Source organism: Acetobacter suratthaniensis (genome assembly GCF_017377745.1).
Classification (GTDB): domain Bacteria; phylum Pseudomonadota; class Alphaproteobacteria; order Acetobacterales; family Acetobacteraceae; genus Acetobacter; species Acetobacter suratthaniensis.
Window position 1 is genome coordinate 1 of the sequence record NZ_JAFVMG010000023.1, and the last position, 19112, is coordinate 19112.

A 19112-nucleotide genomic window follows, 5' to 3' on the forward strand; every position below is an offset into this window, starting at 1 on the left:
TAGGGTCGCCAACCTGTTTTGTGGAGAGCGTGTTATTTCGGGTTGAGCAGTTACGCCGCCGTCCATGCGACCGCGCTGGTCTGGCACCTGCGAAATCAATGCGGCTACAAAGAACCCGGCATAAAAGTCCTGGCTATCCACAAATCCATAGAAGGGACCCAAGGGCCGCGCGACGCGACCGCCAAGAGTCAGGCGGCGCGCGGCCCTTGGGAGGTGCCTGTGGAGTTGTGGATAGCCCGGTGGGAGGGATGATTGCCCCCATTGTTTCCGGGCAGGAAGGCAGAAACAGGATGGAAAACAAAGGCCGGAACGCATCGCGGCGGGCGTATGCCCGCCGGTCTTGATTTAGTTGCGCTCCAATGACTCCCGCCATTTGGCAAGGCGTGTCGCAATCGGGCCAAGGGCTATTGCAAACAGCGCTGTAAACAGGAGAAACGGCAGGACAATAGCCAACATATTAATCGTGAAATTATCCATTTTCGCTGTCCTCCTTGTTCTCAGAATATGGGATGAACATAAGAAATGTCAAAGACATTGCTTCGATAGCTCCCGCCACTACAGCAATCACAGCAACATGAGACCACCGGATGCCGTATGCCGCTGTCAGTAACGGGGTGAATATGCCGATCCCAATAAGACTCATGGCCGCAGTCTGGAACGCACTGGCAAGAGCTTTTAATCTATCCTCTCGGTGTTTAGGTGTTTGCACTGGTGGCAATAAAGCCCGCAAAACGGGATGAGGCTTTTTCGGTGTCATGCGTTCTCTGTCGCGTTCTGGTTTGCCGGGCCTTTCGGCCCGGCTGGTTGTTGGTCAGATGCCGATTGCATCTTCGAGAGCGGCGACCGCTTCTTCCGACAGAGCGCGGCGGTTAGCGCGAGGCTGGTAGGGTTCCCATGCTTCGCCCATCAGTTCGGCATAAGCGGCGCAGGCTCCGGTTGCGATGCACGCAAGGGCATATGCCTTCGCGCCATGCTCGGCGGCAATCCGTACCAGCAGATCGCTACGGTTTTCCCCACCGTCAATGCCCAGACGATCTTCGTCGCGGTGCTCGTTCTTCCATGCGTCCTTTGCGTCCTTTGCAATCTGACGGCGGGATTCAAAGAAGTTCGCGGCACCATAGGCAGACCGCACCAAAGCATCCACCGTGCGATCAAGGTGCATCTTGAGGCCACGGAAGTCGTCTTCGCCCCGGTACTGTGAAACCAGAATGGGGCGCAGGGCTTCGTACTGGTTACGAACGGCGCTGTCACCCAGTCCAGTCAGTTCGTCCGGGTCGCCGCCGTCAAAGCCACAACGGCTGCGGATTGCCGCCATACGATCATCATCGGGAGCCAGCCGAAGCACATCAGCCAGCGTGGGGGCGGATAGTGCCTTCATGCGCTGTTCCGTTTCATGGAACTGGCGGGCGCGGGCAGGAGAGACGGAACCGGCGGCATCGCCCTTGCGGGGGGCGTTACCCTTGCGGGAAGAACGGGGCTTGCTTACAGTGTTGTTTACGTCGGACATGAAAGACACCTTTTCTGTTCTGGCTAGTCCCGGTTTGGTGGTGGAAACACCGACCGGGGCGCTTTGTTGTTCGGGCCTATTCCCTCTCAACAAGTAAAGATTAGTACGCCAAGAAAAACCATGCAAGCAAAAAAGCGCAGAAAACAGCCAAAAAAGCACGTTTTTTCATTCTTTTTTGCGCCACTAAACGAAACAATATTGCGTAGTTCTTTCGGTTACTTTTTCGCAATTCCTTGAGCCAAGAAAAAACTGTTCCCACCGTTTTTTATAGTCCAATGGGATGATTCTATACCTCGCCCCCCTGTGCATCCCGCACCCAGAACGGCGGGCAAGAGGTATAATCGCCTCCCCCCACTCCTTCACTCCTGAGCAAAACGCCCCTCACCCGGCAAAAGGTCGCTGCTGCACCAGAGGGCGCGTGTGACGCGCCCGCCGTAGGCCGCCGAAGGCGTCTGGTGTGTCCGCTGTCGCTACGGGCCGGTTCCGGCACACGGTCGGAGCTGTCCATAAATTCATAGGAGGGACCCAAGGGCCGTGCGACGCGACCGCCAAGAGTCAGGCGGCGCGCGGCCCTTGGGAGGTGCCTGTGAAGTTGTGGGCAGCGGGGAACCAGACACGCCCGCCCGGACAGGGTGCGCCCGACAGGCGTCACAACCGGTTGCGTCATACTGCAAGAGCGAGCGGAACTGCCCTCGCGCAAACAGAAAGCACAAACCATGACGTCCACGCCCGAAACTATTCCCACACCACAGACAGACCCTCATCAGCCTACTCGTTGGGCCTTTGCGCGAAGCCTTCTCTCTTCACTCGTCCACGAAGCCATTCCCATCGCGATCCACGGATTGGTATATTTTTGCCTTGAACTCATCGAGATATTTCTCAAGACGTGTTTTATTTTTCTGTTCGTGAATATCTGCGGCTTCTTCATCCTGTTTATGGGTGACTACATTTTCTGTAATAGCGCACACGCAGCGCGTTTCGATACAATAGCCAATGTTGTCGCGCCCTACATGACTGTGCGTGGCGTTCTTTTCTTTATTACTTTGTACGGGATTGCATCAATCTTCAGAAAATGGCGAACTGATTTCGATTCAGTCGTCACGATAACCGCCAGAAAAACCCAAGCCCACACCCCGGACTGACCCCAGCCGTTGCCGGTGTCCTCTGGACAACCGGCAACACCTGCTCGACCTTTCCCGAACACAGGAGCCAGACATGGCACGACAGGGCGACCTGTTTGGATAGAAGCGGCCACGCCGCGCGCCGCGCATCCTCGCCCTCTTCACCTGCCCCCGCTGCCAGTGGGAAAGCCGCTGGATCGAAATGCCCAGCGTTACGGCCTGTCGCAAAGGCATCGCCTGCGAGCCGTGCAATGCTGAACGGGCCAAAGCCCGTAAAAGCGTTGCCCGGCCGAACAGGCCTCAGCGCGTGACGTCCGGGCGGTCAATAAAGCATCAGAATAGGATTGCGTCCCAGTCCGGGCCATAAAGCATTTTCATGCGGCGCGCGTGGCGATTGTAGCGTGCTGCCGCTTCACGCGCCCGGGCCTCAGCATCCACCTTGTAGGCCCGCCATGTGTCGCACCAGCCTGCCAGTTCCGGAAAACGCTGAGGCAGTTCATCGACATTGAGCCACGCCTTCGCCCCGATCCGTCCATACGCGGTAATGTCGCTCATGACCGTCACCTGTGTAGAGACGGTATGGAGCACGATATTGCGGGCAGGATCGTACAGGGTGTTCGGCCTCTCCGGTACCCACGCCTCCAGAACACGCCACGGGCCAATGTCGTGCGGACCGGGCGGGATGCTACGAAGCCCTGACCCCACCCGCGCATAGGACCGGATATCGCCGATGCTGTCCTCAGACTCAAACAACACGACACGGGTTGTCCTGCGCCCCGGCCGGGTGTGGGTCACACCCAGCAAAGCCGCGAAATACCCACTCCTGCACACCCGGCCTGCCTGCCAGATCTCAAGCCCCGTTTTCGCATAGCGCGATGTGTCGTCCGGGTTGTCCCATGTGAGCGTATACACCAGCCGGGGATACCGGCGCGTCAGGCGTGTCATCAACGGCCCATGCAAACTCTGGTGCATGGGCTCCAGTGCGAAGGACAGCAGCGTTCGGCTCGTGCGGATACCAAACACCGGCGGCGACCCGCCACTCATTTCGCGACACGCCGCACGCAGCCAGTCCCGTAATCCCGCACGATCGCGCGCAGGCCCGCGCACCTGCACGCGCACGTCAGGCAGACCCATGTCGCTCATGCCCCACCCTCCCTGCGGCTGACGGCAAACCAATGCCGGTACCATTCACCATCGCCCAGCGGCGGCGGTGGGACGTTGCGCTGCACATGCTGGCCCGGCAGGCCGGGAACTGCCTGTTCAACCAGCACACGCATCATGCAGGCCAGCGCCGAGCGATTGCACTCACGCATGGCGCTGCCATAGCAGACACGCACCAGTTCGTCGGCCAGACGCTCCCGCGCGCTCCAGACCCTGTCGCACGGGGCAATCGACACCGAGATCAGGGCGGCTCGTCGTCCAACGGCCTGCACCTCGGTCGGCATGGTCGAGGCGACCCCCTTCCACAGCGGGGTTAGGACTATCTGTTTGTGCATTGTTTTTCTCCTTCACCCCTCTGCCGCCGCATGGGATCGGGGCGGGGGCAACGGCGCGCGCAGCGCGAGCCTGCGACCGTTGCGGCCGCCCTAGCCCATGCGAGGCGTCACAATCCTTTCTGTCAGTCTGTTCGCCAGTTCTTTTCTGCTATGGAGTGTTTCGATGCTTTTCCTGCGCACCTTTATTGCCCGTGCCCGCCCTGTCATTTCGCTCTGCTGGTATGGGGTGGCTGTGTTCGGGCTGAGCCTGCTCGTGCTTTACGGGCTCCTCGGTATTGGCCTTCAGGCCGGTCTGGCGGTTGTCGCCAGCACCCCGCGCCTGAGCCTGCCCACCCTCTACTGGCTGGATCACCAGAGCAGTGCGCAGCTGCTCGACGGGATTGCCCGCAAGGGGCAGGTCATCGAGCAGCTCTTTCGCGGAATCAGCGGCATCATTGCTCTAGCGGCCATGGCGCTGCGCGTCTGGCGTCGTCGCCGTCAGGCCGCAAGCGGCATCGCCTCGGCCGGGGTTCGTGCCGCGGCCAACAGAAACTCCACCGCACGCGATGCGTGACTGGCAGCAGTAAAGATAGCGCGCTTGTCGGCTTTCATGATACTGATCCAGCTCTGGAGGTAAGCCGCGTGCCGCGTGGTCGGCGGCACACCCTGCACCGCACAGATCTGTGCGGCTGCCAATTCCGCTACGAGCTCTTCCATCTGGTAAGCAGCATCGCCAAAACGCTGCCCGAACGTCCTGTCCAGACGGTGCGCAGCACCAGTCCAATGCGCCATTTCATGGCTCTGAACCCGGAACAGATCGAAGGCATTTTCAAACGCCTGCGGCTCCGGGCACTGAATATAATCGCGCGAGGGCACGTAATAGGCCTCGTTGCCACCATAACGGATATCCACTCCGCTTGCTGCGACAAACGCATCCAGCGCCGCATTGGCGACAACCGGCACGGCGGGAGCCTGCTCCGGCAGGTCAACCCCCTCGATCTGGTCGAGATTGAAGACGGTATAGCGCTTCAGGTAAGGCACCACACGCGGATCGTCGGCAGTCTCCTGCGCGCGCTCACGCTCCTCCTGCGGGACAAAGGTGGAGGCTTTCACAATCATGGTGCCCCGCTCACCCCGGCGCACATGCCCGCCCGCCTGAACCGCCTGCCGATACGTCATCCAGCGCCGGTCGGAATACCCCTTCATGGCCCCTGAGAGCCAGAGCAGCACGACATTGATCCCCGAATACCGGTTGGTCGTCAGGGCGTTTGTCGGCAGCCCCGCAGACGCCGTTGTCTTCCACGGCCGCGTCCAGGGCAGCGTGCCGCTTTCCATCTGGGCGACGATGGTCTGCGTGACCTCGGTATACAGATCGAGACGCGCATCAAGGGTGCTCACACCTGCGGTCGTGCTGTTTCTGGCCATGTGTTTTTTTCCTTCCTGACGTCGCCGCCCGATGGGGCGGCTGATACGCAACCGGAAGGAGGCGAACAGGCAGGGCCGTCATGCGAAGCACCGCAGCGCAGCGGAGGACCGTCAGGTTGACTGACCTGCGGGCGCCTCCAGAAGGGCGTGTCAGCCGTCCCGTCGGGCCGCCACGTCCTTTGCTGTGTTTCTTTCTTATCGTTTGTTGTCGTGTTGTGCTGTTGTCGTCTTTCCTACGGTTCCTTTTGGATTGGGTCTGCGTGTTTCCGGCTCTGCGGGGACTGGCCTAAATGCCCAGAGCGCGCCGATAGATATCGAGCAGGGTTTCCTGTTCCTCCACCTCAGCTGGCTCAAGCTTGCGCAGCCGGATGATCTGGCGGATAACCTTCACGTCGAACCCGGCGGATTTCGCCTCGGTGAAGATGTCCTTGATGTCGCCAGCCAGTGCCTTACGCTCTTCCTCCAGGCGTTCGACCCGCTCGATGATCGAGCGCAGCCGATCCGCCGCAATCCCGCCCACGGCCGGATCCGTGTCCGTGTCGCCCCCATGCCCTTCGTGTAACTGTCCATCCAGCATTGTGTGTCCTTTCGTGTTAACGCGGCCCGTCAGGGTCGCGGATTAATCCGGTGGCCATCTTCAAGAAGTTCCAGCCACCGGGATTCCTGTACGTCCAGCGTCTCCCCCGCCTCCAGACGACGTCGCAAGGCGGTGCGATGTTCCCCCAGCCGCCCCGAAAGCTCGCGCTCCGACCAGCCGATCACCAGCTGGATCCGTAACACCTCCCACCGCCCCAGAGGCGGGCGGTTGCCACCCGGCCGAACGGTTGTCGCCAGAGGAGACGGATAGCGGATATGTACCGCCCGAAGGGCTGTAAGCCACAGCCTGAACGGCTCAGGCATCCCGCCCTTGCGGATCCAGCGCGTAATCTCATGGCGGTCGTAGCCAGAACGCCGTGAGAGCTGCTGGAGTGGCCAGCCAATCCAAACCAGAGCCGTGCCAATGAGCACGGCATCGGCAGGACGGGTTGGCTCCTCCCCGGATTTGTACAGACCGGTCACAGCTTGCACACCATTCTGTCCACAGATTCTGGGGATAACCGCCGTTCCACCCAACCGGGAGACGGGGTTCCAAGCGCCTCACGCATCGTCATCCCCGCCCGTCTGGACATGCGCAGGTGGGAAGTCCGGCCAGCGGCCGGGTGAGGCGACAGCATCCCAGTGCCACCAATGCGCCTGCCCGTAGACCTCATCGTAATAGCGGGCCTTCTCCGCCCGGCGGGCGGCATAGGCCTCATCCGCCCGACCAAACACCTCCATCGGGGTGCCGCGCGGATCGCCCGTATCCGTCAGGACAAAGTCTGGAAGAACCGCGTCGCGACCCGCGTCAAAGCGCAACGGCCGGACGAAGCTCCGGCGCTGCTCCACCAAAGCGCGGGCAATGGCCAGCTCATAGCCACTGGACACAGGGGTCAGCGTATCAGGCTCCACCTCCATCAACGCGATGTCGTCAGCGCGACAGCGCACCAACGACAGACCTTGCGTCACGCCCACCCGCACGGTCGCCGTCACCAGACCAACCACCCGGATGGCCCGCTCAGCACGCGGCTGTGCCAGAGCGGCCATCGCCATCGGATAACGGCGCGCGACACGCTCATGCCAGAGGGACGCGGCACTGACGCGCAGGTTGTAGGCTCCGGCCCCATCGAAACGCAGCGCGCAGAACTGCTGGCCTTCCTGCCAGTTCACCAGAGCGATGTCGTCCACGATCCCCAGCAACAGGACCCGCCATGTGTCGCCACAGGTGCGCGCCGTCTCGCGCAACAGCGCGGGCCCATCCTCATCGGCGTAGCCGATCATGGCCAGCCGGTCGGACAGGGTCTGATGACGGGCTGGAACAATCCGCAGGGCTGCCCGGTCGAGCGCTTCGCGGACAAAGGGCCAGCGCCGTCGCGCACGCCCCAGACGGGGCGTCCAGCGGTTCAGCCCGGCCTCCTCCCACAGCAGATGCAAAAGGCCCAGCTCGGTCATGCGGGCCTGTCGCACAGCCCCCTGCCCTCCACCCTGTCGCGCGGCCTGCGCCGGATCGGCCGGAGCGGCCGCTACGTCGAGGCAGCGCAGCCCTCGGCGCAGGGCGATGCCAATCCGCCCATCGTCACGCTCGCGCACGACACCATCCGCATAGCCACCCCGGCCATCGCGACGCGGGTCGGCCTCATGGAAGGAGCAGGCGACATGGTGCAGAGCCCCCTGATGACGCAGACGGGCCAGATGATAGACCTCGACCTGTCGACCGTCGCGCTGGCGCAGGCAGCGATGGACGGATAGCCCCATCGGCTGTCCCTGATGGCGACAGTCGCAGACAGGGCGTTCATCGCCGCCCCAGGCCTGCGCCAGCCGCCGTTGCCAGGCACCCGCTCTCTGCGGATCACTATCCCATGACCGCCGACCCCGGTTTCCATCGGGGAATGTTACCCAGTCACGCATGACGCACATCCGCGAAAACCCGCCCCGATGCACCCTGTCGCACTTCCGTCGCCATCCGGCGGCTGAGCATGCGATAATGACCTGGCTCTTTGGCCTCACAGATCAGCCCCACCCCCTCAAGGGCAGTCAGGGCCGCGCGGATCTGGGTCACGGGGATGAACAGATCGCCCGCCAGTTCGGCCGCACTGGCCCCCGCACGGCGCTCACAGGACAGCACACCGATGATGAGATCAGCCGTGACATCGCCCCGTACCGTCCGGGTCTGCGGCATCCACGGCACGGCTGCATAGACGCTATGGCCCAGGGAGGCGACTTCTCCGGCATGGAGCAGGCTGCGTAACACGACAGGAAACGCTCCCCTCATCTCCACGGGTACGCAGGCACGCAGTTCGATGGCCGTATGCGGGCCACGTTTGAGGGCGTCGCGCACCGCGGTGATGATCGCGCGACGCGCCTGCGCCTGTTCTGTTTCGCTGAGCGTGTCCCACGCACGCGGGGTAATGGTCTGTTTTCTGCGGGCCATCAGGCGCCTCCTGTCTGTGGATCAGGGTTTGAGTATCGCTGGTTTCGTTGTGACGCCGTTTGGCTGGTCAGCCTGAGCGCGTGCACGCAGCAGCTGCGGCCAGATCCGCAACGCAAGATCGGTCAGGATCGGATCGAACTTCACACCCCGCGCCCTGAGAACGAGGGTGCGGACAAGCTCGGGCGCCATGGCGGATTTGTAGGCACGCGGGGAGGCCAGCGCGTCGATGAAATCCGCGATGGCGACAAGGCGTGCGAGCAGGGGGATGGATGCCCCGGACAGACCGATCGGATAGCCCGACCCATCCCAGTGTTCGTGATGGAGCAGCACACAGTCCGCGACATCCTGCGGGACGTGGCCCAGAGCGCGACACAGGATCTCCAGCCCCAGAATGGTGTGCAGGCGCATGACGGCCCATTCGGCCGGCGTCAGCCGCCGGGGGGCGTCGAGGATCGTGTCGGGGATGTGGCGTTTGCCAATGTCGTGCAGCTGTGCGCCCAGAGCGAGATGGACTGGCGGCGGCTCGCCCCGATGGGCATGACCGAGTGCCTGCGCCATGCCGGCGACACGATTGCCGTGCCCATCGAGTTCAAGACCGGCCTGTTGTGCCAGTGCCCGTAGCTGGCGGTGTTCCGGACCGGGCGACAGATCTGCCTCGGTGACGGACGGGCGTGTGGGTGTCATGCACGACAGTGTGCCTGAACCCGTTGTGACGCTGTTTTGGGTGGGCTAGATCCCCAGCGCCTCGTCCTGCGCGTCCCGGATGGCCCGAGCCTCCGCACGGCTTGTCGCCCTGCCCAGCCAGCCCGAATAGCGAGCCTCGGGCGGGATGTCGCCGATGAAGGGCGACAGGTCGGCGGACCGGCCATTGCGCCAGGCACACCAGCTGATGGCGACACGCGCGCGCCCGCGCGTCAGCGCGACATAGGCCAGCCTGCGTTCCTCGTCGAGATTGCTGGGCGACAGGCCGGGGAACAGCGTGTCCTCCCAGCCCATCAGAAAGACATGCTCGAACTCAAGGCCCTTGGCGCCGTGGATGGTCATCAGGCGAACACGGCCCTGCCCCGCCTCGCTGGGAGCTGCTGCGCCAAGGGCCGCGTGATCGAACAGGTCCTCGACGCTCGTGAACTCCATCGCCAGCGAGAACAGTTCGTCGAGGTTTTCGAGCCCGGCATTACCCTCCTCACCCGCAGCCCGCAGCATATCCAGATAGCCCGAGCGCTCCGCCAGTGTCCGCATGCGGGCACCCAGTGCGGTCTCCGTGCTCAGCTCCTCATCGCGGATGACATGCAGGAAGGCCCGCACCCGCTCGGCGGTCTTGCTCTGGCTGGTCGCATACAGCTTTTCAGCCGCGGCAAAGAGCGAGAGCGCTTCATCCTGGGCCAGCTGCTCGATCCGGGCGAGCGTCTTCGCCCCGACCCCACGGGCTGGCTGGTTGATAACGCGACGGAACGCTTCATCTCCCTGCAGCGCATCGGGTCCGTCCGCCAGACGCAGAAGGCCCAGCACATCCTTGACGACCGCGCGCTGCCAGAAGGCTGTATCGTTGACCAGCTCATAGGGAATGTGAGCGCGCAGCAATTCCTCTTCGAGCATGCGCGAGAGGAAATTGAACCGGTAGAGAACGGCCATGTCCTCCAGGGCGACACCCATCAGCTGGCGACGACCGATCTCGCGCGCCAGACCCTGCGCTTCCTGCTGGCCACCGGAGAAGGCGACAACCTCGATCGGCGCACCCTCACCCTGTTCGGTAAACAGCGTCTTGCCCAGCCGGTTGCGATCGTGGGCGACAACACTGTTGGCGGCCGTGAGGATATGCCCCGTGGAGCGGAAATTCTGCTCCAGAGGGATCATCCGCCCGTTGGGGAACTCCTTACGGAAGTCGCGGATAAAACCGACACTGGCGCCACGCCAGGAATAGATTGACTGGTCATCGTCGCCAACCGCGAAGAGTTCGCCATGATCACGCGACAGCAGTTTGAGCCACAGATATTGCAGGCGGTTCACGTCCTGAAACTCATCAGCCAGAATGGCGTCAAAGCGGCGCGACCAGTCGAGGCGATACTGCTCGTCGCGCAGCATGGTTACGGTCGGCCACAGCAGCAGATCGCCGAAATCAGCGCAGTTCACTTCCCGCAGCGCCGCCTGATAGGCCGGGTAGAGAAGCGCTGCTGTCTGCCAGGCCATCAGATCCTCGTCGCTCTTTGCCCCAAACCGCGCGATCTGACTCTCCAGCACGGCTTCGGCCTGATCGGGCAGAACCAGATTGTCCTTCATCAGGGCGATCCGCTGAGCCACCGAGCGCACACGCGCACGAAACGTGTCCGCATCCCCCGGCTCCCACGCACCGTCATCAGCGGCCCGTTGGAGCAGGCGTTTGACGATCCGTCGACTATCCTCGGCATCACAGATGTCGAAGCCCGGGCGCAGCACCGCAATCTCGGGATCGGCCCGTAACTGGCGACGACCATGGCCGTGGAATGTGCCAATCCACGAAGGCGCGGCTCCCAGACCCAGCACGGCGTTAATGCGCGTGCGCATTTCGTCGGCAGCCTTGTTGGTGAAGGTCACCGCCAGAATGCGGTGCGCTGGCATGCCCCGTCGCACGATCCGGTCCACCACCCCGGCGACAAGGGTTTTGGTCTTGCCGGTCCCTGCGCCCGCCAGCACAACAACCGGGCCTTCCTGCCGGGCCGCCTCACGCTGCATGGCCGTGAGGCCCGCAAGCGCATCTTCAGCCAAAGCGTTTGAGATCATAGTGCTCGCCTCCCGTGAGGAACGTCACGGAATCAGCCTGATCAGCCAGCAGCTCCACGGTTCGGCCAGTGGGCAACAGCAGCGCGACATACTGCTCCATGTCCCACAACCCGGTTGAATCCAGCGTGCCGTCAATCAGCAACCCCCGGTAGCATTTATCCTCAAAGCGCAACTCCACGAAGGTGTCAGGCATCGGGCCACAACCGTGGGTAGTAGCAAACACCGCCCAATGCGCCCGTAGCGAAGGCTTGGCCGCCCAGGCCATGCTGGCCGCCTGCACCTCCTTGAGGAGCGTCATGCAATCCGGACGGCGCGGGCCAACACCCGGCAGGCTGCCCTGTGGGCGCACACTCACCGCAGACCCGTCCACGGTCAGGAAGGCGCCAGGGCGACGGGCGCGCCCGGTGAACAGCACAAACTCTGTCGTCAGATCCCACTTGCCGTTGGTAAAACTGCCCGCGACGACCAGCCCTGAGACCCGCCTGCCCGTCTCGTCCGTGAAGGAGGCGATTGTCCAGGGGATTTCATGGCCCAGCCCGGGCGTGCGTTCCAGCCATCCAGCCATCTCGGGATGGGAGAACAGCGCCTGCTGGGCTGCACTCACGTCTTCGCCAAGGTTGGAGAGGAAATCCAGCGGGTCACTGTCGTCATGCGGACGGGATGTGGGGATCGGTTTGTCGTGTGTCATGAGATGTCCTTTGGAAACAGTCGCTGGATCAGGGGCGCGGGACACACACGCCTCACCCGATAAACGCAGCAATTGATTATCTGATTAACTAAATTAACATTTAAGCGGCCTGCGCCCGGTTCTTGAGTGTCTGGTTGAAGTCCTTGGCCCGGTCAGGCGGCAGGCGCCGCGTGAAATCGACACCGGCGTCATCCGCCAGACGGTAAAGTGTGTCGGCAAACGCGTTACCCGCATCATCATCATCGGTTGCGACAACCAGCACCGCTTCGGGCAGGGCCTTCATGGTTGCCAGATGGGTCTGGATTGCCGCAATGGTCTCCGGCCCCATGCCCCCGGCGGTGGACGCATAGAGCGTGCCGGGCACATAAGCCTGATCCAGTGCGGCGAAGGAGAGCGCATCGATCGCCGCCTCGCAGATCACCAGACGACGGACTGGCTGCACACTGCCCGGCTGGAAGCGGAACAGCGTCTTCACCGTCCCGCCCAGGCAGATATGGGTATCCGGCCCACGCAGCTCGGCCCCGCAGACAGCGCCCTGCTCATCCGTATGGGCGAACCAGGCCGCATGATACCCGTCACGCAGGCATCCCTTGGCTACTGCCGCACGCACGATGGCTTCGGGCAGGCAGCGCTCGCCGATCAGATAGTTCCACACCTTGCCGCCCCGATAGAGCGACTTGCGCGCCGCCCAGCGTTCGGCAGGGCTCCGCTCATCCGTGCGCGCGACCTTCTGCGCGACATAGGCGGCCCCTTTGGGTTCGACCCCGACCAGTGCTCCCAGTGTCGAGCAGACTTCGCGCCATTTCATTTCAGGATCAAGGCGGCGGCACAAAGCAAAAACATCGCCGCTGCTATCGGGCGTGCCGCGCGGACGCTGGGCATCCCACCAGCCCTTGCCGCCATGATTGACAATGATGTGCTCGTCGCCTTTGCGGTATTTGAAGCAACGCTTGGTGCTTTTCTCCAGCACCAGAAGGAAATGATGGTTTTCGAGCAGGGTTGCGCAGGAGACGCCGTTGACAATGGTCTGACGATCCTGTTCGGACAGTTCAAAGCGTTGATACATGACGGGGTCTCCTTTTACATGGTCACAAACCAGAATTCGTTCTGGATACTGTGCCTTTACTTCCTTTTTTGTAGCACGAACGGCTGATCGCACCAAGAAAAAACTGCGGGAAACAGCCGTTTTTGTGCATTTTTTACTCTGTTTTTTCTTGTATGCCAGCATCTTTTTTACTTTGGTTAGTGTTCGATACTCACGCAGCACAAAAGCGCGGAAGTGTTCACACACTGGAAGCCGATCAATACTGCTCTTTGGTGTGCGAACACTGGCTCGCACGTTCAGGCCCGACACGCGTCCTGACCACGACCAGCGGCACGGGAGAAACAATCGCCCCTCCCCACTCCTCACCTCCTGAGCAGAACAGCCAGCGTCCCGGCACAAGGGATCGACTTCACCAGAGGGCGCGTGCGACGCGCCAGCCGTAGGCCGCCGAAGGCGTCTGGTGAACCCACGGACGGCTCGATTGAAAACACCACCCGGCAAAGAACCCGACATCGGAAAACCCCACACTGGACACCACTCTGTCCAGTCTAGCGCATGCCGTTGTGACGCTCTTTTGGGCCAGATTGTCCCCCTTCACACCACAACATCAGCGCCCATCAGCGTAGAACGAGGTCAATCTGCAATTGACGCGTTTGATCACCAAAAGGTCCTGGAAATTTCCTTTTAGCCGAGCAAAAAATGAAGTTACGTCGCTTGTAATATTCTGGAGATCATTTTCAGCAGAAAGGCAGGCAGCTAACGAATTTCCACATATTGATGGGGCCGTTAAAGACCATTAAAGACTAGCCACACTCTCCCTCTCAGCACCCTATCTTGGGAGGACAATATTTTTGTGTCTTATATAGATGATATATGGAGAAACTATGCCTCTTACAGAGCCTCGTGGAAATTTACGGTTTTTAGACGGCCTGCGCGGAATATTATGCGTTATCGTGGTAATTAGCCATTGTGTTCAATTATATTTACCAAGCCTAAGATTTACGAGCGATCAAACATTAAAGGGAAGAATAGAGCATTATATTGCGTGCTCTCCTCTCAATCTTTTTTACAGCGGTCTATTGCCAGTTTCTTTATTTTTTGTGATGAGCGGATTTGTTATTTCATATAAATTCAACAAAACAAGAGACACATCCTTAATAACAAAAGTATTTATCAAGAGATATTTCAGGTTTTTTATACCAATATCAGCCTCATATGTAATAATGTATGTATTATCATGCCTATTTTACCCAAACCACATTTCTATCCCACACGTTCTGTTTGAAACTACATTTGAAGCATATTTTCGCAATACAAAAACCATAAATGGCGTTTTATGGACTATATCTTACGAGCTTCTGGGGTCTTTTCTGATATACTCACTGCTTTCAATTTTTGGACAAAAAAAAATAGGTTATTTTTCTATTTTATATCCCTCCTACTTACAATAGACACTCAATATTCATTTTTTATTTTTGGCTTGATAATGTCTGATTTATACTCTTCTGGATATATTCATACTATCAATAAACCTTACACATCAATATTGGCAATTTCTTTTTCTTTATTCATATCCTCATATCCAATACCTTATGCCATGGAAGGGATATATGTTGGCGGGATATATAAATATATCACATTTACAAAAATCTGGGATTTAAATTATGGCACCTACCTCCGCATTGGGGTTTTCACTTTTTTCATAACCCTTCTGAGATTTTCTTATTTACAGAAAACTCTTGAAAACAGACAAATTATGTTTTTAGGGAAAATATCTTTCCCCTTATACCTTATTCACTACATGATTGCACAATCCATTGATTTTCAATTTGGGCATGTTGGTAGCCTATATATTGCTGCTGCCGAAACAGTGTCTGTTTTGGTTATTTCGATTGCAATTTCAATTCCGTTCGAAATCTATATCGACCGCAAAGGTATCGAAATCTCAAACAAAATTGCCTTACGGCTTTTGGGTTTTTCACCGTTCAAAAAAGCAGAGATATAACCTTTTGGTTGATTTGTATTGAGATGCAGGCAGGTTAAGGGAAGATCTCCGGCAGAATTTGGCACATAGCTAAACCCTTGCCTGATGCATCCAGATTGGGCTGCCTGAGAGATTACTATGGACCGACAAGAACCCTAAAGAAAACCGTGACTGTATCCACACTATGCTCAGCACGTGAGCCGCATGAGGGGCAGAACATGGAACAGATCCCGCTTTTTCCAATAGAGGCCCGCCTGACGCGCATTGACGCCGCGCGGAATGCTTGGCGGTTTTACGAGATGTCAGTCCAGCGTGACCTGTTTTGTGGAGCGATCCTCATGCGACGCTGGGGCAGGATCGGCACGGCAGGTAGCCTGCGTCTCGATCTGTACGCCAATGAAGGCGCTGCCGCAAATGCCCTTGGCACGCTTCTGCGCATCAGGCTCAGACGGGGCTATCGTTGGGCGGGGGCGGTCACTTAGCCCCTCAGGCGAAAGGGTTGGTCATGGGATGGGTTTTGGGGGCACCTGACGCGTGATCTGGCAGCGCCGGTTCAGATTCCAGTTTGGCGACCACCGCATCCAGCAGGGCCGACAGAGCACGGGCATTCTGCAACCCGTCCCTGTCACGGGTAATGTCGAGACGCCCATACACGCTCACACACGCAGGATCATTCTCCACGGTTATCTGCTCGATGGTCTGCACCTGTGCGTCAGGTCCAAACGGGTTAAACGCTTTGAAAGCCGTCATGGGCCTTACTCCTGTTCCTGTTCGAGCGCGTGTCTGAGCGCCTTCATTCCGGCACGCGCCAGTTTGCGCTCCAGCCGTTTCTGCAAGCGCTCCCACTCACGGTTCTCGCGCGAGCGGGGCGCATACGGGCTGGCCTGCGGCTCAGGCAGCACCATAGCCCGCGCTTTGACAGCCTCTCCGACACCGGGGAACGGGTCAATCCCGATCCGCCCGGCCAACGCCGCGACACTGAGCGTCTGACAGGTGGGACTGTCCGTATTCTGGCACAGATAGGCCCCGGCTTCATGGCGGATCGGGTCATAGATGGCTTTCCACGTCGCCGTGGGCACCAGCACATCCTGCCCGATAGCCCGGCTGCTGCCGGTGAAATCCGGCCCCGTCACCACATAGACCCCGCCCTCGCGCAGGGCCATGGCCCGCACCGCCATTTCAACACCCGTCCAGATCCCTTCATTCAGGGCGGCGGTCTGGGGCACGACATTGGAGAGCGTAAACGTCTGTTCCTGTAGCTCCTGGGTCCCCGCGTCAGCTGATGGCGTCATGTGCCCGCGGTCAAAGCCGGAGCCACGGTAGTCCGCCAGTGTCGCCCCATCGCCTGCAGGCAGGCGTTCATCGGCGACAAACGTGTTGGTCGTGCGGCCAATCTTTCGGCCACCCTGGACCGCAGCCGCATCGAGATACTCGGCCGACCACAGTGGCTCATGCACGGCCCCGGAATTGAGCACGGCATAGGCGGTGTTGCACAGAAGTGTTGTGCGGGGCTGGAGCTTTTCGTTCAGAAGCACCGGTAGGGTGTTTTCCGGACCGAACTGTGTGCAGGTCTCGGCGGCACGCAGGGGCACTGCCGTCAGGAGTGTCAGGCCTGTGAGCAGGGCAGCGCCTGACGCGCACAGGGATAAACGGAACACGGTCTTTCTCCACGACAGGGAACGGCAGGACCCATCATGCCGTGTAGCGTGCAGCGGTACAAGAGCATGCGCGCTCATGCCGCCAGATCCAGCAAAAGCGTGCGGGCCGTGCGGCCGACCCGTGCCGCCCGCCGACGCAGGGCGGCACAGTCGGCGGCAGGTAGAAGCCCCTCACCCGCCTCACTCTCCAGCTGTGCCTGCTCGCGCAACAGCAGCCGCACGGGTTTCATGCGCGACAGCGGGTGTGCTCGGTGCATTTCCCGCGGGCCAAATTCCACAATAGTCACATTGGACGGTGTAGGACGAACCATAGTCTTTTCTCCGTAAAGCATTGAGGACAGGCGGGCCGCACGTCCCTCACCCGCAAGAGCAGGGACGGAGCCCAAAAAAACAGGCCTAAGCGGCCTGGCGGATCTGAAAGCCCCGGTGCCAGCGCACCACATCGGGCAGCGACGGCCGCACCCGCTCGGGCCTCTCATCGTCCACAGCGATGAGGCTCCGCACGGCCACCTCATGCACCGCGCCATCGGCAAGACGGCGGACCAGCACGCGATCGGAACGCCCCGAAATCACCCGGTCTTCCCAGCGCCGGGTTGTCGCATTGAAGCGTGTGGCCGCGCACACCCCGTTGAGGAACGCCAGCACCTGCCAGCGCACCGGGCGTCCGTGGTCGAGATATTCGGGGAGACGATACAGCGCACCGACCGCAATCGGGCCGACACGCAGGGGGTTGTCGCGGGGCGCAAACCAGCGCCCCGCATAATACTGTCTGAACATCGTTATTCTCCGGTTGAGGATCAGCGCGCGGCCAGAACGGCCTCCTGCACCATGGCGATCGGGTGGTCGGCGGCGATGGCGCTCAGCACGTCCGGGCCGAACAGGATTCCGCTGATCAGCACGAGCAGACCGGCCACCCCGAACAGAAAGCCCGCCATATCCCTGATGTCCTGCCAGGTCTGGGGAGAGAGTTTCATGCGCCCTCTCCTTTACCGGTCGCATTGGGCTGCGCCACATGCCGCCCGCGTCCCGCCCGGCCGAGGGGGAGGAACGCGTGGGGCTCTTCGTGGGGCAGGTCAGGCAGTGCGATCACCAGCGTTTCGTTTTCTGCCCGGAAGAGATGGGTATGATTGGCCACCCGATACTGGTTCGGCCCCAGCTTCTTGTAAGTTCTGCCCTGCGGGGTTGCTGCAAACCGGAAACGTGTGCCCACACGCAGGCTCTTGAAAGTGACAGGATCAGACATCGTTTTCTCCTTTCTGGATTTTCTTCTGACCCTTTCAGCCGGCTCATCGGCCGGCGCGCAGGTTAAGGGCGGCGCTTGCGCCGGGAGCTTGCGACGAACCCTTAGCCTGCGTGACGGACTATGAGAGGCGATCTTCTTTTTTGTGTTTTTTGTTTTCCTGTTTTTATTCTTTGTTCTTTTTGAAGGAGCGCAGGCTTAGAAATCGAAGGTCTGAATGCCATCGATGGGCAGGCCGTCACGGTCGAACAGGACATAGGCACAGCCCTGCGCACGCGCCGCCGCGAGAATGGCCGCAAGGCCAGGCGAGGCGTGCTCCGCCGCCCGCAGTTCTGACGAGGCGTAAACCAGCCACCCATACGGGCCAGCGAGACAGGACAGGCCATCCGCCCCTTCTGTCTCGATATAGCGGGTGAGAAGTACCCGGTCCTCGGGCGAGAGATGGGCTGTACTCGCATCGGCAATGTGCTCGATGGGCAAACTGAGTGTCGGCATGACCGGAATCCTCGAAGCAAAGGACAAAGCCCCGCGTCAGCGGGGCAGGCCGCAGGGCCACCCGCTTAGGCCCTGCATTGGGCAGGAAGCCCCTGCCCATCGCCTTCAGGCGGCGAGATCCTGCGGTACCGCGCGCAGGGCGTCCTGTGCGACACTCAGCGGATGGCGGCGCGCGGCGTAAGCCGCACGCAGTTCCGCAACGGTCGCGACATCGAGAAGCGTATGGGTGCACTGGCTCAGGCGCTGCACCCGTGCGTTGGTTGCCCGCAGCCACCCATACAGGCCGACATGGCCTGCTGCCGGGCTGGTGAACTCATCCGGGGTTTCGTCGGGCCAGAGCGGGTCGCAATCCGCGAACTGGAACGGGGTATGCGGCCCGCCCCACATCCGCACCCCATGATCGTCGGGCATCGGCAGCGGGCGCTTGAAAATCTCGTGCATCCAGGCGTTCGTCCCCAGCGACCCGTCACGGTAAGCAGTTTCGAAACCTGCCGGTCGGCGCTGCCCATGCGGGACAGTAATCATGATCATGAAACTTTCCCGCGGGCGGTCTGCTGCGACACGCGTTCCGTATTCGGTTACGGCGCTGCGGATCTGATCAAGCCGCGTCACGACAATTTCCTGAGCCGGATAAAAGCTTCCAAGCAGCTCCATACTCGTGCAGGCCCCCAGATCATCATGCTGACGGGTGGCGCGGTTGGCACTGAGTT

At 60.4% G+C, this 19112-nt stretch carries 24 protein-coding genes and 2 pseudogenes; 4 read left to right on the plus strand and 22 right to left on the minus strand.

Annotated elements, in window-relative coordinates; translation table 11 throughout:
• Positions 1-345: 345 nt before the first annotated feature.
• The 3 genes from J2D75_RS14585 to J2D75_RS13320 are packed head-to-tail and all read right to left on the minus strand — an operon-like array spanning position 346 to position 1507.
• A complete protein-coding gene (locus tag J2D75_RS14585; RefSeq protein WP_265783075.1) occupies positions 346-477 on the minus strand; it encodes a hypothetical protein in 132 nt (43 codons plus the stop codon).
• Positions 470-757 (minus strand): hypothetical protein, encoded by a 288-nt coding sequence (locus J2D75_RS13315; protein WP_207855304.1) that lies wholly within the window; start codon positions 755-757, stop codon positions 470-472. Before J2D75_RS13315 ends, J2D75_RS14585 begins: the two co-directional genes overlap by 8 nt.
• Before the next feature lie 54 nt (positions 758-811).
• Positions 812-1507: a hypothetical protein gene (locus J2D75_RS13320; RefSeq protein ID WP_207855305.1), complete on the minus strand. Its 696-nt coding sequence runs from the start codon at positions 1505-1507 to the stop codon at positions 812-814.
• A 716-nt stretch (positions 1508-2223) separates the two neighbouring features.
• On the opposite strand from J2D75_RS13320, the gene J2D75_RS13325 reads away from it, so the two are divergent.
• Entirely contained in the window at positions 2224-2649 is a 426-nt protein-coding gene (locus J2D75_RS13325) for a hypothetical protein (protein ID WP_207855306.1), read from the plus strand.
• A 312-nt stretch (positions 2650-2961) separates the two neighbouring features.
• On the opposite strand, the gene J2D75_RS13330 is transcribed toward J2D75_RS13325, so the two are convergent.
• Positions 2962-3771: a hypothetical protein gene (locus J2D75_RS13330; RefSeq protein WP_207855307.1), complete on the minus strand. Its 810-nt coding sequence runs from the start codon at positions 3769-3771 to the stop codon at positions 2962-2964.
• On the minus strand, positions 3768-4124 hold the full coding sequence (locus J2D75_RS13335) for a hypothetical protein (RefSeq protein WP_207855308.1): 357 nt from the start codon (positions 4122-4124) through the stop codon (positions 3768-3770). The genes J2D75_RS13330 and J2D75_RS13335 overlap by 4 nt, the downstream gene beginning before the upstream one ends.
• A 163-nt stretch (positions 4125-4287) precedes the next feature.
• On the opposite strand from J2D75_RS13335, the gene J2D75_RS13340 reads away from it, so the two are divergent.
• Positions 4288-4677: a hypothetical protein gene (locus J2D75_RS13340; RefSeq protein WP_207855309.1), complete on the plus strand. Its 390-nt coding sequence runs from the start codon at positions 4288-4290 to the stop codon at positions 4675-4677.
• On the opposite strand, the gene J2D75_RS13345 is transcribed toward J2D75_RS13340, so the two are convergent.
• The 9 genes from J2D75_RS13345 to J2D75_RS13385 form a co-directional block, all read right to left on the minus strand.
• Positions 4602-5528 (minus strand): ArdC family protein, encoded by a 927-nt coding sequence (locus tag J2D75_RS13345; protein WP_207855310.1) that lies wholly within the window; start codon positions 5526-5528, stop codon positions 4602-4604. The two genes, J2D75_RS13340 and J2D75_RS13345, sit on opposite strands and share 76 nt — an antisense overlap.
• Before the next feature lie 286 nt (positions 5529-5814).
• Positions 5815-6105: a DUF2312 domain-containing protein gene (locus tag J2D75_RS13350; RefSeq protein ID WP_207855311.1), complete on the minus strand. Its 291-nt coding sequence runs from the start codon at positions 6103-6105 to the stop codon at positions 5815-5817.
• Between the two features lie 29 nt (positions 6106-6134).
• Positions 6135-6596 carry a transcriptional regulator gene (locus J2D75_RS13355; RefSeq protein WP_207855312.1) on the minus strand — a complete coding sequence of 154 codons (462 nt, stop codon included), beginning with the start codon at positions 6594-6596 and terminating at the stop codon, positions 6135-6137.
• Positions 6597-6665: 69 nt separating this feature from the next.
• Positions 6666-8012 carry a DUF1173 family protein gene (locus J2D75_RS13360; RefSeq protein ID WP_207855313.1) on the minus strand — a complete coding sequence of 449 codons (1347 nt, stop codon included), beginning with the start codon at positions 8010-8012 and terminating at the stop codon, positions 6666-6668.
• On the minus strand, positions 8005-8535 hold the full coding sequence (locus tag J2D75_RS13365; protein ID WP_207855314.1) for a hypothetical protein: 531 nt from the start codon (positions 8533-8535) through the stop codon (positions 8005-8007). The genes J2D75_RS13360 and J2D75_RS13365 overlap by 8 nt, the downstream gene beginning before the upstream one ends.
• Positions 8536-8556: 21 nt before the next feature.
• Positions 8557-9219 carry an HD-GYP domain-containing protein gene (locus tag J2D75_RS13370; RefSeq protein WP_207855315.1) on the minus strand — a complete coding sequence of 221 codons (663 nt, stop codon included), beginning with the start codon at positions 9217-9219 and terminating at the stop codon, positions 8557-8559.
• 45 nt (positions 9220-9264) lie between these two features.
• A complete protein-coding gene (locus tag J2D75_RS13375) occupies positions 9265-11292 on the minus strand; it encodes an ATP-dependent helicase (protein WP_207855316.1) in 2028 nt (675 codons plus the stop codon).
• Positions 11270-11980, minus strand: a complete 711-nt coding sequence (locus tag J2D75_RS13380; protein ID WP_207855317.1) for a hypothetical protein — start codon at positions 11978-11980, stop codon at positions 11270-11272. Before J2D75_RS13380 ends, J2D75_RS13375 begins: the two co-directional genes overlap by 23 nt.
• A gap of 100 nt (positions 11981-12080) precedes the next feature.
• The gene (locus J2D75_RS13385) at positions 12081-13046 is read right to left on the minus strand and encodes a DUF3991 and toprim domain-containing protein (RefSeq protein WP_207855318.1); all 966 of its coding nucleotides are present in this window, start codon (positions 13044-13046) and stop codon (positions 12081-12083) included.
• A gap of 863 nt (positions 13047-13909) precedes the next feature.
• Between J2D75_RS13385 and J2D75_RS14485 the strand changes: the two are divergent.
• Both J2D75_RS14485 and J2D75_RS13400 read left to right on the plus strand, forming a co-directional pair.
• A pseudogene (locus J2D75_RS14485) lies at positions 13910-15030 on the plus strand (acyltransferase family protein).
• 197 nt (positions 15031-15227) lie between these two features.
• Positions 15228-15491 (plus strand): WGR domain-containing protein, encoded by a 264-nt coding sequence (locus J2D75_RS13400; protein WP_207855321.1) that lies wholly within the window; start codon positions 15228-15230, stop codon positions 15489-15491.
• Between the two features lie 4 nt (positions 15492-15495).
• Here J2D75_RS13400 and J2D75_RS13405 read toward each other — a convergent pair whose 3' ends face one another.
• The 8 genes and pseudogenes from J2D75_RS13405 to J2D75_RS13440 form a co-directional block, all read right to left on the minus strand.
• Positions 15496-15759, minus strand: coding sequence for a hypothetical protein (locus J2D75_RS13405; protein ID WP_207855322.1), 264 nt, complete (start codon positions 15757-15759; stop codon positions 15496-15498).
• Positions 15760-15764: 5 nt separating this feature from the next.
• Positions 15765-16745 (minus strand): DNA/RNA non-specific endonuclease, encoded by a 981-nt coding sequence (locus J2D75_RS13410; protein ID WP_207855323.1) that lies wholly within the window; start codon positions 16743-16745, stop codon positions 15765-15767.
• Positions 16742-16978, minus strand: coding sequence for a hypothetical protein (locus tag J2D75_RS13415; protein ID WP_207855324.1), 237 nt, complete (start codon positions 16976-16978; stop codon positions 16742-16744). The genes J2D75_RS13410 and J2D75_RS13415 overlap by 4 nt, the downstream gene beginning before the upstream one ends.
• A gap of 85 nt (positions 16979-17063) precedes the next feature.
• A complete protein-coding gene (locus tag J2D75_RS13420) occupies positions 17064-17444 on the minus strand; it encodes a hypothetical protein (RefSeq protein ID WP_207855325.1) in 381 nt (126 codons plus the stop codon).
• 20 nt (positions 17445-17464) lie between these two features.
• On the minus strand, positions 17465-17641 hold the full coding sequence (locus J2D75_RS13425) for a hypothetical protein (RefSeq protein WP_159101655.1): 177 nt from the start codon (positions 17639-17641) through the stop codon (positions 17465-17467).
• The gene (locus J2D75_RS13430; protein ID WP_207855326.1) at positions 17638-17910 is read right to left on the minus strand and encodes a hypothetical protein; all 273 of its coding nucleotides are present in this window, start codon (positions 17908-17910) and stop codon (positions 17638-17640) included. The genes J2D75_RS13425 and J2D75_RS13430 overlap by 4 nt, the downstream gene beginning before the upstream one ends.
• A gap of 195 nt (positions 17911-18105) precedes the next feature.
• Positions 18106-18402: a DUF5983 family protein gene (locus tag J2D75_RS13435; RefSeq protein WP_207855327.1), complete on the minus strand. Its 297-nt coding sequence runs from the start codon at positions 18400-18402 to the stop codon at positions 18106-18108.
• A 105-nt stretch (positions 18403-18507) separates the two neighbouring features.
• Positions 18508-19112, minus strand: a pseudogene (locus J2D75_RS13440) (hypothetical protein); the annotation flags it as partial.

What these genes read in the sequence shown, in the direction of transcription:
- J2D75_RS13350 (WP_207855311.1), bottom strand. Translation starts at nt 6,105, where the DNA reads ATGCTGGATGGACAGTTACACGAAGGGCATGGGGGCGACACGGACACG.
- J2D75_RS13435 (WP_207855327.1), bottom strand. Translation starts at nt 18,402, where the DNA reads ATGCCGACACTCAGTTTGCCCATCGAGCACATTGCCGATGCGAGTACA.
- J2D75_RS13425 (WP_159101655.1), bottom strand. Translation starts at nt 17,641, where the DNA reads ATGAAACTCTCTCCCCAGACCTGGCAGGACATCAGGGATATGGCGGGC.
- J2D75_RS13380 (WP_207855317.1), bottom strand. Translation starts at nt 11,980, where the DNA reads ATGACACACGACAAACCGATCCCCACATCCCGTCCGCATGACGACAGT.
- J2D75_RS13320 (WP_207855305.1), bottom strand. Translation starts at nt 1,507, where the DNA reads ATGTCCGACGTAAACAACACTGTAAGCAAGCCCCGTTCTTCCCGCAAG.
- J2D75_RS13400 (WP_207855321.1), top strand. Translation starts at nt 15,228, where the DNA reads ATGGAACAGATCCCGCTTTTTCCAATAGAGGCCCGCCTGACGCGCATT.
- J2D75_RS13385 (WP_207855318.1), bottom strand. Translation starts at nt 13,046, where the DNA reads ATGTATCAACGCTTTGAACTGTCCGAACAGGATCGTCAGACCATTGTC.
- J2D75_RS13345 (WP_207855310.1), bottom strand. Translation starts at nt 5,528, where the DNA reads ATGGCCAGAAACAGCACGACCGCAGGTGTGAGCACCCTTGATGCGCGT.
- J2D75_RS13375 (WP_207855316.1), bottom strand. Translation starts at nt 11,292, where the DNA reads ATGATCTCAAACGCTTTGGCTGAAGATGCGCTTGCGGGCCTCACGGCC.
- J2D75_RS13410 (WP_207855323.1), bottom strand. Translation starts at nt 16,745, where the DNA reads ATGAGCGCGCATGCTCTTGTACCGCTGCACGCTACACGGCATGATGGG.
- J2D75_RS13365 (WP_207855314.1), bottom strand. Translation starts at nt 8,535, where the DNA reads ATGGCCCGCAGAAAACAGACCATTACCCCGCGTGCGTGGGACACGCTC.
- J2D75_RS13415 (WP_207855324.1), bottom strand. Translation starts at nt 16,978, where the DNA reads ATGGTTCGTCCTACACCGTCCAATGTGACTATTGTGGAATTTGGCCCG.
- J2D75_RS13335 (WP_207855308.1), bottom strand. Translation starts at nt 4,124, where the DNA reads ATGCACAAACAGATAGTCCTAACCCCGCTGTGGAAGGGGGTCGCCTCG.
- J2D75_RS13405 (WP_207855322.1), bottom strand. Translation starts at nt 15,759, where the DNA reads ATGACGGCTTTCAAAGCGTTTAACCCGTTTGGACCTGACGCACAGGTG.
- J2D75_RS13340 (WP_207855309.1), top strand. Translation starts at nt 4,288, where the DNA reads ATGCTTTTCCTGCGCACCTTTATTGCCCGTGCCCGCCCTGTCATTTCG.
- J2D75_RS13420 (WP_207855325.1), bottom strand. Translation starts at nt 17,444, where the DNA reads ATGTTCAGACAGTATTATGCGGGGCGCTGGTTTGCGCCCCGCGACAAC.
- J2D75_RS13330 (WP_207855307.1), bottom strand. Translation starts at nt 3,771, where the DNA reads ATGAGCGACATGGGTCTGCCTGACGTGCGCGTGCAGGTGCGCGGGCCT.
- J2D75_RS13315 (WP_207855304.1), bottom strand. Translation starts at nt 757, where the DNA reads ATGACACCGAAAAAGCCTCATCCCGTTTTGCGGGCTTTATTGCCACCA.
- J2D75_RS13430 (WP_207855326.1), bottom strand. Translation starts at nt 17,910, where the DNA reads ATGTCTGATCCTGTCACTTTCAAGAGCCTGCGTGTGGGCACACGTTTC.
- J2D75_RS13360 (WP_207855313.1), bottom strand. Translation starts at nt 8,012, where the DNA reads ATGCGTGACTGGGTAACATTCCCCGATGGAAACCGGGGTCGGCGGTCA.
- J2D75_RS13370 (WP_207855315.1), bottom strand. Translation starts at nt 9,219, where the DNA reads ATGACACCCACACGCCCGTCCGTCACCGAGGCAGATCTGTCGCCCGGT.
- J2D75_RS13325 (WP_207855306.1), top strand. Translation starts at nt 2,224, where the DNA reads ATGACGTCCACGCCCGAAACTATTCCCACACCACAGACAGACCCTCAT.
- J2D75_RS14585 (WP_265783075.1), bottom strand. Translation starts at nt 477, where the DNA reads ATGGATAATTTCACGATTAATATGTTGGCTATTGTCCTGCCGTTTCTC.